This window comes from Streptomyces thermocarboxydus (genome assembly GCF_024760485.1).
Taxonomy (GTDB): Bacteria; Actinomycetota; Actinomycetes; order Streptomycetales; family Streptomycetaceae; genus Streptomyces; species Streptomyces cellulosae.
In genome coordinates, this window is record NZ_CP058273.1 from 843,392 (window position 1) to 855,190 (window position 11,799).

Consider the following 11,799-nt stretch of genomic DNA (forward strand, 5'->3'; position numbering starts at 1 on the left):
CGCGAGGGCCGCCCGGCCCTCCGTGAAAGGTCGTGTCACCGCCCGTGGGCCCGCCTCCGGTTGCCGCCGACACCGCGCGTCCGACCCCGTCCTGTCCGACGATGGGACGGAGGTGACCCGATGACCGAAGTCCTCCTCCTGCTGGCGGCGATCCTGCTGTCGCTGCTGTGCGGGGCGTTCGTGGCGGCCGAGTTCTCCCTCACCACGGTCGAGCGGGCCGAGCTGGAGCGGGCGGTGGAGCGCGGCGAGCGGGGCGCCGCCGGGGCGCTCAAGGCCGCCCGCAGCCTGACCTTCCAGCTCTCCGGGGCCCAGCTCGGCATCACCGTCACCAACCTGGTGGTCGGCATGCTCTCCGAGCCGTCGATCGCCGCGCTGATCAGAGGCCCGCTGCGGGACCTCGGCGCCTCCGAGTCGCTGGCCCGCTCGCTGGCGCTGGTGATCGGCACCGGCCTGTCCACGGTGTTCCTGATGGTCGTCGGCGAACTGGTGCCGAAGAACTGGGCGATCTCCTCACCGCTCGCGGTGGCCAAACGGGTGGGCAACGCCCAGCGCTGGTTCAGCGCCGCGTTCCGCCCGTTCATCACCCATCTGAACAACTCGGCCAACCGCATGGTGCGCCGGATCGGGCTGGAGCCCGCCGAGGAGCTGGAGTCGGCGCGCAGCCCCCAGGAGCTGGCCGCGCTGGCCCGGCACTCCGCCAAGGAGGGCGCCCTGGAGCCGGACACCGCCGAGCTGTTCGTCCGCACGCTGAACCTCGCCGACCTCACGGCGGAGAACGTGATGACGCCCCGCGTCCAGGTCATCGCCCTGGAGGAGAGCGCGACCTGCGAGGACGTGGCCAACGCGACCCGGGCGACCGGGCTGTCCCGGTTCCCCGTGTACCGCGAGACGCTGGACCGGGTCGTCGGCACCGCGCACGTGAAGGACGTGCTCGCGCTGCCCGCCGAGCGCCGTCCCGAGGTGCCCGTGTCGGAGGTGATGCGCGAACCCCTGCTGGTGCCCGAGTCGCTGACCGTCGACCGGCTGCTCGACCGGCTGTCCGGCCGCCGCACCATGGCGGTGGTCATCGACGAGTACGGCGGTACGGCGGGCGTGGCCACCCTGGAGGACATCGTGGAGGAGGTCGTCGGCGAGGTCCGCGACGAGCACGACCCGCACGAGACGCCCGACCTGGCCCGGGCCGGCACGGACGAGGACGGCCACGAGCTGTTCTCCGCCGACGGTTCCGCGCGCCTGGACCAGCTGGCCCGGGTGGGGCTGCGCGCCCCGGAGGGGCCGTACGAGACGCTGGCCGGGCTGGTGGCCGCCCAGCTGGGCCGGATACCGGAGACCGGGGACACCGTCGAGGTGGCCGGCTGGCGTCTGGAGGTCGCGGACGCCTCGGGCCGCCGCGCGGCGCGCGTGCTGCTGCGGGCGCCCCTCGACGACGAGAGGCCGGACGGCGACGGGAACGCGTCCGCCGGCACCCATGACGACCCGGGGGCCCGCCGATGACCGCCGTGCAACTGCTGATCGGCCTGGCCACCCTGGTCGCCAACGCCTTCTTCGTCGGCGCGGAGTTCGCCCTGATCTCGGTGCGCCGCAGCCAGGTCGAGCCGTACGCGGACGAGGGTGACCGGCGCGCCAAGCGGGTGCTGTGGGGCCTGGAGCACGTGTCGGCGCTGCTGGCGGCGGCGCAGCTGGGCATCACGCTGTGCACCCTGGTCCTCGGCATCGTCGCCGAGCCGGCCATCGCGCATCTGCTGGAACCGGTGTTCCACGCGGTGGGCGTCCCGGAGGGCGCCGGGCACGCCGTGTCGTTCGTGATCGCGCTGACCCTCGCCACGTATCTGCACATGCTGCTGGGCGAGATGGTGCCGAAGAACATCGCGCTCGCCGAGCCGGTGCGCAGCGCGCTGCTGCTGGGCCCGCCGCTGGTGGCGCTGTCCCGCGCGCTGCGCCCGGTGATCTTCACGGTGAACGCCTTCGCCAACACGGTGCTGCGGCTGCTGCGGGTGGAGACGCGGGACGAGGTGACCGCGTCGTTCTCGGACGCCGAGCTGGCGCAGATCGTGAAGGACTCCGGCGAGGCGGGCCTGATCGACGACCGGGCCCGCGAGCGGCTCCACGACGCGCTGGAGCTGGGCCGGCGTCCGGTGCGGGACGTGGTGCTGCCGCTGGAGCGGGTGGTCTACGCGCGCGTGGGCATCACACCGGAGGAGCTGGAGCGGCTGTCGGCGGAGTCCGGCTTCTCACGGTTCCCGGTGGTGGACGAGCAGCGGCGGATCGTCGGGTATCTGCACGTCAAGGACGCCCTGGACGCCTCGCCGCGGGACAAGCCGTTCCGGCTCCGGGACATGCGGGCGATCGCACGGGTCCGCGAGAGCACACCCCTGGACGACGTCCTCACCGCGATGCGCCGTAGCCGCACGCATCTGGCGGCCGTGCTCGGCGACGACGGGCGGATGGCGGGGCTGGTGACGATGGAGGACGTGCTGCGGGAGCTGTTCGGGCAGCGGGCCTGAGGGGCGTCGCCCGTGCCGGAGGGCAGGGGGCCTGAGCGGCTGTTTCCGCCGGCAGGGAAGGTGACCGACCGGCGGGTATGTGCCAGGGGCTACCATTTCTGTCGCCATGCAGACGAACCCCACCCCCAGCACCCCCGCCCACACCAGCCTCGTGGCCCTGGGCGACTCCTTCACCGAGGGCATGTCGGACCTGCTGCCCGACGGCACCTACCGCGGCTGGGCCGACCTGCTCGCGGCCCGGATGGCCGCGGTCACGCCCGGCTTCCGGTACGCCAACCTCGCGGTGCGCGGCAAGCTGATCCAGCAGATCGTCGACGAACAGGTCGGCCGCGCCGCGGCCATGGGCGCCGAAGTGATTACCCTGGTCGGCGGCCTGAACGACACCCTGCGCCCCAAGTGCGACATGGGGCGGGTGCGGGACCTGCTCACCGAGGCCGTGGAGCGGCTGGCCCCGCACTGCAAGCAGCTCGTGCTGATGCGCAGCCCGGGCCGCCAGGGACCGGTGCTGGAGCGCTTCCGCCCGCGCATGGAGGCGCTGTTCACGGTCGTCGACGAGCTCGCCGCCCGGCACGACGCGGTGGTGGTCGACCTGTACGGGGCGCCCGCGCTCGGCGACCCCCGGCTGTGGGACGTGGACCGGCTGCACCTGACCGGCGAGGGGCACCGCAGGGTCGCGGAGGCCGTGTGGCAGAGCCTCGGCTACCCGGCGGAGGACCCGGAGTGGCACCTGCCCCCGGAGGCGACGCTGCCGCCGCACTGGGTGGCACGCCGCGTCGAGGACGTACGGTTCGCGCGCCGGCACCTGCTGCCGTGGATCGGCCGCCGGCTCACCGGCCGCTCCTCGGGCGACGGCCTGCCGCCCAAGCGCCCCGAGCTGCTGCCGTACGAGACGGCGTAGCGGTCCGTTCGTACGTTCCTCCAGGTCACCCCGTGGCGCGGGCCTGCATGAATCGCCAGTAGACTCCCTGTACGTGACTGCTGCGCCCGCCAAGCCCCGTATCCCGAACGTCCTCGCCGGACGCTACGCCTCCGCCGAGCTCGCCACGCTCTGGTCGCCCGAGCAGAAGGTGAGGCTCGAGCGTCAGCTCTGGCTCGCCGTGCTGAAGGCCCAGAAGGACCTCGGGATCGAGGTGCCCGACACGGCGATCGCCGACTACGAGCGGGTCCTCGACACCGTGGACCTGGCCTCGATCGCCGAGCGGGAGAAGGTCACCCGCCACGACGTGAAGGCGCGGATCGAGGAGTTCAACGACCTCGCCGGGCACGAGCACGTGCACAAGGGCATGACCTCCCGCGACCTCACCGAGAACGTGGAGCAGCTGCAGATCCGGCTCTCGCTGGAGCTGATGCGCGACCGCACGGTGGCCGTGCTGGCCCGCCTCGGCAAGCTCGCCGGGGAGTACGGCGAGCTGGTCATGGCCGGCCGTTCGCACAACGTGGCCGCGCAGGCGACCACCCTCGGCAAGCGGTTCGCGACCGCCGCCGACGAGCTGCTGGTGGCGTACGGCCGCGTCGAGGAGCTGCTGGGCCGCTACCCGCTGCGCGGCATCAAGGGCCCGGTCGGCACCGCACAGGACATGCTGGACCTGCTCGGCGGGGATGCCGGGAAGCTGGCCGAGCTGGAGCACCGGATCGCCGGCCACCTGGGCTTCTCCCAGGCGTTCACGTCCGTCGGCCAGGTCTACCCCCGCTCCCTGGACTACGAGGTCGTCACCGCGCTGGTGCAGCTGGCCGCCGCGCCGTCCTCGCTGGCGAAGACGATCCGGCTGATGGCCGGGCACGAGCTGGTCACCGAGGGCTTCAAGCCGGGCCAGGTCGGCTCGTCCGCGATGCCGCACAAGATGAACACGCGCTCCTGCGAGCGGGTCAACGGCCTGATGGTGATCCTGCGCGGCTACGCCTCGATGACGGGCGAGCTGGCGGGCGACCAGTGGAACGAGGGCGACGTGTCCTGCTCGGTGGTGCGCCGGGTCGCGCTGCCGGACGCGTTCTTCGCGCTCGACGGGCTGCTGGAGACGTTCCTGACCGTGCTCGACGAGTTCGGCGCCTTCCCGGCCGTCGTGGCCCGCGAGCTGGACCGCTACCTGCCGTTCCTCGCCACCACCAAGGTGCTGATGGGCGCGGTCCGCGCGGGCGTCGGCCGTGAGGTCGCCCATGAGGCGATCAAGGAGAACGCCGTCGCCACCGCGCTCGCCATGCGGGAGCAGGGCGCCGAGCGCAACGACCTGCTGGACAAGCTCGCCGCCGACGAGCGGCTGCCGCTCGGCCGGGACGAGCTGGAGGCGCTGATGGCGGACAAGCTGTCCTTCACGGGCGCCGCGAGCGACCAGGTGGCCACCGTGGCCGCCCGGATCGAGGAGATCGTCAAGCAGCACCCGGAGGCCGCCGGCTACACCCCCGGGGCGATCCTCTGAAGCGCTCCACCCAAGCGAGGCGCTTCACCCGGGAAGAGCTGGAGGCCGCCCGCGACCGCCTTGTGCCGGACGTGGTCGCGGACGGTCTGCGGGTGCTGTTCTGCGGCATCAACCCGGGCCTGATGACGGCCGCCACGGGCCACCACTTCGCGCGTCCCGGCAACCGCTTCTGGCCCGCGCTGCACCGCTCCGGTTTCACCCCACGGCAGCTTCCGCCGTCGGAGCAGGAGGAGCTGCTGTCGTACGGGCTGGGCATCACCAACGTGGTGGCGCGGGCGACCGCGCGGGCCGACGAGCTGACCGCGGAAGAGTACCGGGAGGGCGGGCGGGAGCTCGCCGTGAAGGTGGGTCGGCTGCGTCCGCGCTGGCTGGCCGTGCTCGGCGTGACCGCGTACCGGGCGGCGTTCGACGACCGCACGGCCAAGGTGGGGCCGCAGGTGAGGACGATCGGCGAGTCCCGGGTGTGGGTGCTGCCCAATCCCAGCGGGCTGAACGCGCACTGGACGCCGGCGGCGCTCGCCGAGGAGTTCGCGCGGCTGCGGGAGGCGGCGGAACAGGGGTGACCCCTGGGCTCCGCCCGTCCTAGGGCGGCGCCGTCTCCGTGACCACGGCGAGGAGCTGCACCGAGCCGCTCGGGTCGCGGTCGGCGAGCGCGACCGCGACCCAGCGGCCCGTCCCGTGCACCTCCCACAGCCAGGCCATGCCCGCGTGGTGACTCAGCCAGGCCCACGGCTCGGGCAGGTCCTCCCGCTCCGTGCGCAGCCGCACCGTCTGCAGGTTGTACGGATCGGTGTCGCCCCAGCGGGAGGCGAGCAGTTCGTACACCGCGTCGCGGTCCTTCTCGAACTGGTCCGCCGTCACCGCCCAGCCCGCCGGGTCGAGGTCAGGGCGGTCGCCGGACTCCAGCACAGCGACATGGTGGCCCGGACCCGAGAAGCCGACGTCCGACGGGCCGTGCTCCGCCGGGAAGGGCCGGAAGCACAGCTCGTCGATGAGGGCGATGTGCCGGGCGAGGTTCATGGCTCCAGTAAACCCGCCGCCACTGACAGTTGGCGGCGGGTCAACCGGTCTCTTCTCAGGCGTCCTGACGGCGCAGCCGCCACGCACCGGCCAGCAGGGCCGCGGCCGTCCAGCACCCGGACACGGCAAGTCCCGTCCACGGGCCGAGCGTTCCGTCGGGCTCGGCGCGCAGCACCGTCTGTCCGGCGCGGTCCGGCATGAAGTCGGCGACGGCGCCGAACGCGTCGCCGGCCACGAAGGACACGATCAGGATCAACGGGATCAGCACCGACAGGGTGGCCGTCCCGCTGCGCAGCAGCATCGCGAGTCCGGCCGCGAACAGGGCCATGAGCGTGAGGTGGACGGCGCCGCCGACGACACCGCGCACCTGGTCGGCGGTGGTCAGACCGTCGGCCGCGTCGCCGAGTCCGGCCAGGCCCGCCACAAGCGCGGCCGGCATCGTCACCAGGGCCACGACGAGAACCACGGCGGCGATCGCGGCCGCCTTGGCCGCGAACCACAGGCCCCGCCGTGGTACCGCCGTCAGTGACAGCCGTGCGGCGGCGCCCTCACGGTACTCGGCGGACACGGCCAGGGCGCCGAAGGTGACGGCGGCGACCTGCCCCAGGGCGGTGCCGGACAGGGCCGTGAACAGCGGGTCGGCGCCCGGGTCCCCGGGGTCGAGGCTCGCGAGCGCGGAGAACGCGGTGGTCACCGTGAACAGCACGAACAGGGTCGCGAGCAGCGGGCGGACGGTGCGGATCTTCAGCCACTCGGAGCGGAACACGGGGGTGAACGGCACGGTCAGGCCTCCTGGGGCTGGGCGGTGAACTCGGTGTCGGCGGCGGTCAGGTCCAGGTAGGCCTGCTCCAGGGTGCCTTCGTCGGCGGTGAGTTCGAGGAGCGGCACTCCCTCGGCGGAGGCGAGGCGCCCGATGTCGTCCACGCGCGCGCCCGACACGGTCCAGTGGCCGTCGGGGTGGCGCACCGCCCGGTGGCCGTGACGGGCCAGGGCGTTCTCCAGGGCGTCCGGGTCGGAGGTGCGGACGCGTACGGCGGGCCGCACGCGCGCGTCGATGAACTCCCGCATGGGGGTGTCGGCCAGCAGCCGGCCCCGGCCGAGGACGACGAGGTGGTCGGCGAACGCGGCGGTCTCGTGCATCAGATGACTGGACACCAGCACGGTCCGCCCCTCGTCCGCGAGGCGCCGCAGCAGAACGCGGATCCACACGATGCCCTCCGGGTCGAGGCCGTTGGACGGCTCGTCGAGCATCACCACCTCCGGATCGCCGAGCAGCGCGGCGGCGATGCCCAGCCGCTGCCGCATGCCGAGCGAGTACGTCCGCACCCGTCGGCGGGCCGCCGGAGCCAGCCCGGTCTCCTCCAGCACCTCGTCCACCCGGCGGTCCGGGATGCGGTGGGTCGCCACCAGGACGCGCAGATGGTCGCGGCCGGTGCGGGAGCCGAGCGCGGCGCCCGTGTCGAGCAACGCGCCCACAATGCGCAGGGGTTCACGCAGGGACGCGTACGGCCGGCCGCCGAGGGTGGCGGAGCCGGAGGTGGGGCGGTCCAGGCCGAGGACCAGGCGCATGGTGGTGGACTTTCCCGCGCCGTTGGGGCCGAGGAAGCCGGTGACGCGGCCGGGCGGCACGGTGAAGGTGAGGTCGTCGACGGCTCGTCGGGCGCCGTACTCCTTGGTGAGGTCGCGGACGTCGATGCTGGTCATGGTGTCAGCGTGGCGGACCGGCCCAGCGCGGGGCCTCCCCCCTGCGTGGAGATCGCCTCCCCCGCACGGGGGAGGCGGGCTGTCCGGGGGCGCTGGCACCATGGCGGAGTGATCCGCCTGCTGCGCCCGCTGCGGAGCGGGACGACGTACACCCGTGTGCTGCACCTGTGGGTGCCCGCGCTGCCGTTCAGCGTGTGGATGTTCGTCGATCCGCAGACTCCGTGGGTGCCGCTCCTGGTGCTGGTCCCGTTGGGGCTGGTCGCCGCGGTGCGCAAGGGCGAGCGGGTGCAGGCCCGCCTGCTGCTGACTCCGGCCGAGGCGGATCCGGGGATTTCCGAGGAGCCGTCGGCGGGCTTCCGGGACCGCGCGCACATCGCTCTGGATCCTGGTGCGCGTCGTCCTGGCCGCGGCCGCGTGGTGCGTCACGGTGTGGCTGCCGGTGCTGGTCCACTCCCTGGTGCTGCTGGCCGCCGGCTCGGCGCCCACCGGGGTGCCGGTGCTGGAGGACGTCCCCGGCCACTGGGCCTTCGCGCTGCTGGTCCCCGTCCCCCTGGTGCTGCTGTACGCGGCGCTGGTGGGGCTCGGGTCCCTCACCACGGCGGCCGCGCGCCGGCTGCTGGGCCCCTCACCGGTCGAACGGCTCGCCGCGCTGGAGGCGAGGACCGAACTCCTGCTGGAGCGCACGCGCATCGCCCGCGAGCTGCACGACTCGATCGGCCACGCGCTGACGGTCGCCGTCGTGCAGGCGGGGGCCGCCCGCGCCGCGAACAGCCCGGAGTTCACCGCGCGGGCCTTGACGGCCATCGAGGAGACGGGACGCACGGCGCTGGAGGACCTGGAGCGGGTGCTCGGCGTGCTCCGCGAGTCGGAGCGGCCCGCGAGCGCCCGGCCCACGCTCACCGACGCCGGCCGGCTGCTGGAGTCCGCGCGGGCGTCGGGCGCGAAGGTCGACGCCGAGGTCACCGGGCCCCTGGAGACCCTGCCGGGCCCGGTCTCCCGCGAGGGCTACCGCATCCTCCAGGAGGCGCTGACCAACGTGCTGCGGCACGCGGGCGCGGTGCCCGCCCGGGTCCGCGTGGCGGCGGCGGACGGTCTGCTCACCCTCGACGTGCGCAATCGGCTGCCGGACGACCGGCCCGCTCCGGGCCGTGGCAGCGGTCTGCGCGGGATACGCGAGCGGGCGGCGCTGCTCGGCGGGCGGGCGCACACCGGTCCGGACGGCGACGGCGACTGGCAGGTGCGGGTCGAACTGCCCCTGGGCTGATCTACGCTCGTCGACGACGAGCCTCTGGTGCGCGCGGGGCTCCGGGCCGTGCTGGAGGCGCAGCCGGACATCGAGGTCGCCGGGGAGGCGGCCGACGGCGCGGCGGTGATCCCGCTGGTGCGGCAGCTGCGTCCTGACGTGGTCGCCATGGACGTACGGATGCCGCTGCTGGACGGCATCGAGGCCACGCGCGCGCTGCTGCGGACGGTGGCGGACCCGCCGAGGATCCTCGTGGTGACGACGTTCGAGAACGACGAGTACGTGTACGAGGCGCTGCGCGCCGGGGCGGACGGGTTCCTGCTGAAGCGGGCCCGTCCCGCGGAGATCGTGCACGCGGTGCGGCTGATCGCGGAGGGCGAGTCGCTGCTGTTCCCCGCCTCGGTACGGCAGCTGGCGGCGGAGTACGGCGAGGGGGGCGGGAACCACGCGGCCCGCGCCGAGCTGGAGCGCGCCCGGCTGACGGAACGGGAGGGCGAGGTACTCCGGTTGATGGCGCGTGGGCTGTCGAACGCGGAGATCGCCACGCGCCTCGTGGTGGGCACGGAGACGGTGAAGTCGCATGTGAGCGCCGTGCTGGCGAAGCTGGGCGCGCGGGACCGGACGCAGGCGGTGATCACGGCGTACGAGTCGGGGTTCGTGGCGCCGGGCTGAGCGGGCGGTGTGAGAAGGCGGCCCGGCCGGGGTGCCCGCCCGGTGGTCGCCGGGGTGCGCCGCGCCGAGTACGATCCGCCCAACACGCGCACGAGCTGGGAGGACGGACGGTGGGGCGGCTGACCGGCGGGGATCCCTCGCTGCTGCGGAGGATCAACTCCGCGGTGGTGCTGCACGCGTTGCGGGCGACGGACTGCGCGACGCTGACCGAGGTGACCCGGGTGACGGGGCTGTCCAGGCCGACCGTCGAGGGCGTCGTGGAGGGCCTGATCGAGGCAGGTCTGGTCGTGGAGGCGGCGGCCGACGAGGGCGCCGCGCGCCGTCAGGGCCGCCCGGCGCGGCGGTTCCGCTTCCGGGCGGAGGCGGGTCATCTGCTGGGCCTGGAGATCGGCGTGCACCGGGTGGCGGCGCTGCTGGCCGACCTGGACGGCCGGGTGATCGGCGCGCAGGTGCGGGGCGTGGACGAGACGGTCGACGCCGACGAGCGTCTGGACCGGCTGCGGGCGGCCGTCGCGGAGCTGCTGCGGCGGGCCGGGGTGCCGCGCGGCTCGCTGCGGGCGGTCGGCGTGGGCACGCCCGGGATCGTCTCCGCGGACGGCACGGTGCGGCTGGGCACGGCGCTGCCCGGCTGGACGGGGCTGGGTCTCGGCGAGCGGCTGAGCCGTTCCTTCAAGTGCCCGGTGCTGGTGGAGAACGACGCCAACGCGGCGGTGGTCGCGGAGCACTGGAAGGGCTCGGCGAAGGGCCGGGACGACGTGGTGTTCGTGCTGGCGGGGCTGAGCCCGGGGGCCGGTTCGCTGATCGGCGGGCGGCTGCACCGCGGGTACGGCGGCGCGGCCGGTGAGATCGGGGCGCTGCATCTGCTGGGGCGTGAGGCGACGCCGGAGACGCTGCTGTCGACCACGGACGAGCCGCTGCATCCGCTGGACGAGCAGGCGGTGGCGCAGGTGTTCGCGCAGGCGCGTCAGGGCGACCAGCGGGCGCTGGCGGCGATGGACCGGTTCATCCAGCGGCTGGTCCACGACGTGGCGGCGCTGGTGCTGGCGCTCGACCCGGAGCTGGTCGTGATCGGGGGCTGGGCGGCGGGGCTGGACGGGGTCCTCGAACCCCTGCGCCGCGAGCTGTCCCGCTACTGTCTGCGCCCGCCGGAGGTCACCCTGTCCCTGCTGGGCGAGGCGGCGGTGGCGACGGGCGCGGTGCGGCTGGCGCTCGACCATGTCGAGGAGCAGCTGTTCGCCGTGGAGGGCACGGTGACGGCACGGCGGTGACGTACGCGCGCGCCGTGGGGCGGGACCCCACGGCGCGTCGACGGTGCGTCAGGAGCTTCTGCCGTCAGGACGCCTGGCGCTCGGGGCCGTGGTGTATCTCGACACCGCCGGAGTCGCCGAAGGTCAGACGGCAGGTGTCCGCGCGGTAGGTGGCCACGGAGAGGGCGGCGGTGCGGCCGCGGGCGATGTAGCGGGTGGTGACGACGAGGACGGGGGCGCCGGGCAGGCGGTCCAGTTCCCTCGCCTCGTCCGCGCCGGCCGAGCCGAGCTCCACCGCGTTCTCCTGGCGCTCCAGCTCCATGCGCTGCAGTTCGCGCAGCACCGCGCGGGCGCGCGCCGCGCCGGACGGGGCGTCGATGCCGGACAGGTCGGGCACCGAGGCGGCCGGGATGTACAGCAGCTCGGACGCGACGGGCTGGCCGCGGGAGACGCGGGAGCGGCGCACGACGTGCACGGCCTCGTCGGCGGCGATCACCAGGGGCTCGGCGAGCGCGGCGGGCGGCACCTCGAGCCGGCAGTCCACGGCGTGCCACGCGTCGTGCGGGCCGCCGGGCCAGGCGTGCTGCTCGCTGCCGACGGAGACACCCATGCGGGGCGGGGCGACGGTGGTGCCCACGCCACGGCGGCGCTGCAGCCGGCCCTCCAGCTCGAGCTGTTCCAGGGCCTGCCGGAGCGTGGCGCGCGCGACGCCGAAGCGGGCGGCCAGGTCGCGCTCGTTGGGCAGGATCTCCCCCACGGAGAACTCCGAGTCCAGCGCTTCGGTGAGCACGGTCTTCAGATGCCAGTACTTCGGCTCCGGCACCGTTTCCAGCTGCGTGGTCCCCACCCTGTCCTCCACGATCGCCGTGTCCGGCGGCGTTTTAGCGCCCTTGTTTATTAAAGGTTGTTTCACTTCTCTGCGACCATAGGGCGGCCACCGGACTTGGTCAATACCAATCGGCGGCGCGCCGGGGCCCCCGGTGCACGGTGCGGCG

At 74.1% G+C, this 11,799-nt stretch carries 11 protein-coding genes and 1 pseudogene; 8 read left to right on the forward strand and 4 right to left on the reverse strand.

Annotated elements, in window-relative coordinates; translation table 11 throughout:
* Positions 1-120 precede the first annotated feature (120 nt).
* The 5 genes from AY578_RS03955 to mug all read left to right on the forward strand — a co-directional run bounded on the left by AY578_RS03955 (position 121) and on the right by mug (position 5,481).
* Complete coding sequence (locus AY578_RS03955) at positions 121-1,494, forward strand: hemolysin family protein (RefSeq protein ID WP_137209519.1); 1,374 nt, start codon at positions 121-123, stop codon at positions 1,492-1,494.
* Positions 1,491-2,504, forward strand: coding sequence for a hemolysin family protein (locus tag AY578_RS03960; protein ID WP_161108204.1), 1,014 nt, complete (start codon positions 1,491-1,493; stop codon positions 2,502-2,504). Before AY578_RS03955 ends, AY578_RS03960 begins: the two co-directional genes overlap by 4 nt.
* Before the next feature lie 106 nt (positions 2,505-2,610).
* Positions 2,611-3,402, forward strand: coding sequence for an SGNH/GDSL hydrolase family protein (locus tag AY578_RS03965; protein ID WP_258902039.1), 792 nt, complete (start codon positions 2,611-2,613; stop codon positions 3,400-3,402).
* A 73-nt stretch (positions 3,403-3,475) separates the two neighbouring features.
* On the forward strand, positions 3,476-4,918 hold the full coding sequence (gene purB / locus AY578_RS03970; RefSeq protein WP_019524768.1) for an adenylosuccinate lyase: 1,443 nt from the start codon (positions 3,476-3,478) through the stop codon (positions 4,916-4,918).
* Between the two features lie 62 nt (positions 4,919-4,980).
* On the forward strand, positions 4,981-5,481 hold the full coding sequence (gene mug, locus AY578_RS03975; protein WP_028959878.1) for a G/U mismatch-specific DNA glycosylase: 501 nt from the start codon (positions 4,981-4,983) through the stop codon (positions 5,479-5,481).
* A gap of 19 nt (positions 5,482-5,500) precedes the next feature.
* Here mug and AY578_RS03980 read toward each other — a convergent pair whose 3' ends face one another.
* Genes AY578_RS03980 through AY578_RS03990 form a run of 3 tightly spaced genes read right to left on the reverse strand, consistent with a single transcriptional unit; the run spans position 5,501 to position 7,642 of the window.
* Positions 5,501-5,938 (reverse strand): hypothetical protein, encoded by a 438-nt coding sequence (locus AY578_RS03980; protein ID WP_028959877.1) that lies wholly within the window; start codon positions 5,936-5,938, stop codon positions 5,501-5,503.
* Between the two features lie 55 nt (positions 5,939-5,993).
* Positions 5,994-6,719, reverse strand: a complete 726-nt coding sequence (locus AY578_RS03985) for an ABC transporter permease (protein WP_258902057.1) — start codon at positions 6,717-6,719, stop codon at positions 5,994-5,996.
* Between the two features lie 2 nt (positions 6,720-6,721).
* Positions 6,722-7,642, reverse strand: coding sequence for an ABC transporter ATP-binding protein (locus AY578_RS03990; RefSeq protein ID WP_258902058.1), 921 nt, complete (start codon positions 7,640-7,642; stop codon positions 6,722-6,724).
* Between the two features lie 108 nt (positions 7,643-7,750).
* Here AY578_RS03990 and AY578_RS03995 point away from each other — a divergent pair.
* The 3 genes and pseudogenes from AY578_RS03995 to AY578_RS04005 all read left to right on the forward strand — a co-directional run bounded on the left by AY578_RS03995 (position 7,751) and on the right by AY578_RS04005 (position 10,825).
* Positions 7,751-8,906 (forward strand): annotated as a pseudogene (locus AY578_RS03995) (sensor histidine kinase).
* 24 nt (positions 8,907-8,930) lie between these two features.
* Entirely contained in the window at positions 8,931-9,557 is a 627-nt protein-coding gene (locus AY578_RS04000; protein ID WP_051101651.1) for a response regulator, read from the forward strand.
* Positions 9,558-9,667: 110 nt separating this feature from the next.
* Positions 9,668-10,825: an ROK family transcriptional regulator gene (locus AY578_RS04005; protein ID WP_019524775.1), complete on the forward strand. Its 1,158-nt coding sequence runs from the start codon at positions 9,668-9,670 to the stop codon at positions 10,823-10,825.
* 64 nt (positions 10,826-10,889) lie between these two features.
* On the opposite strand, the gene AY578_RS04010 is transcribed toward AY578_RS04005, so the two are convergent.
* Positions 10,890-11,651, reverse strand: a complete 762-nt coding sequence (locus AY578_RS04010; RefSeq protein ID WP_019524776.1) for a GntR family transcriptional regulator — start codon at positions 11,649-11,651, stop codon at positions 10,890-10,892.
* Between the last annotated feature and the right edge of the window lie 148 nt (positions 11,652-11,799).

Bases quoted from the DNA above. Each gene is read 5' to 3' on its own strand.
- AY578_RS03965 (WP_258902039.1), top strand. From the start codon at position 2,611: ATGCAGACGAACCCCACCCCCAGCACCCCCGCCCACACCAGCCTCGTG.
- AY578_RS03955 (WP_137209519.1), top strand. From the start codon at position 121: ATGACCGAAGTCCTCCTCCTGCTGGCGGCGATCCTGCTGTCGCTGCTG.
- AY578_RS03990 (WP_258902058.1), bottom strand. From the start codon at position 7,642: ATGACCAGCATCGACGTCCGCGACCTCACCAAGGAGTACGGCGCCCGA.
- AY578_RS03960 (WP_161108204.1), top strand. From the start codon at position 1,491: ATGACCGCCGTGCAACTGCTGATCGGCCTGGCCACCCTGGTCGCCAAC.
- AY578_RS03980 (WP_028959877.1), bottom strand. From the start codon at position 5,938: ATGAACCTCGCCCGGCACATCGCCCTCATCGACGAGCTGTGCTTCCGG.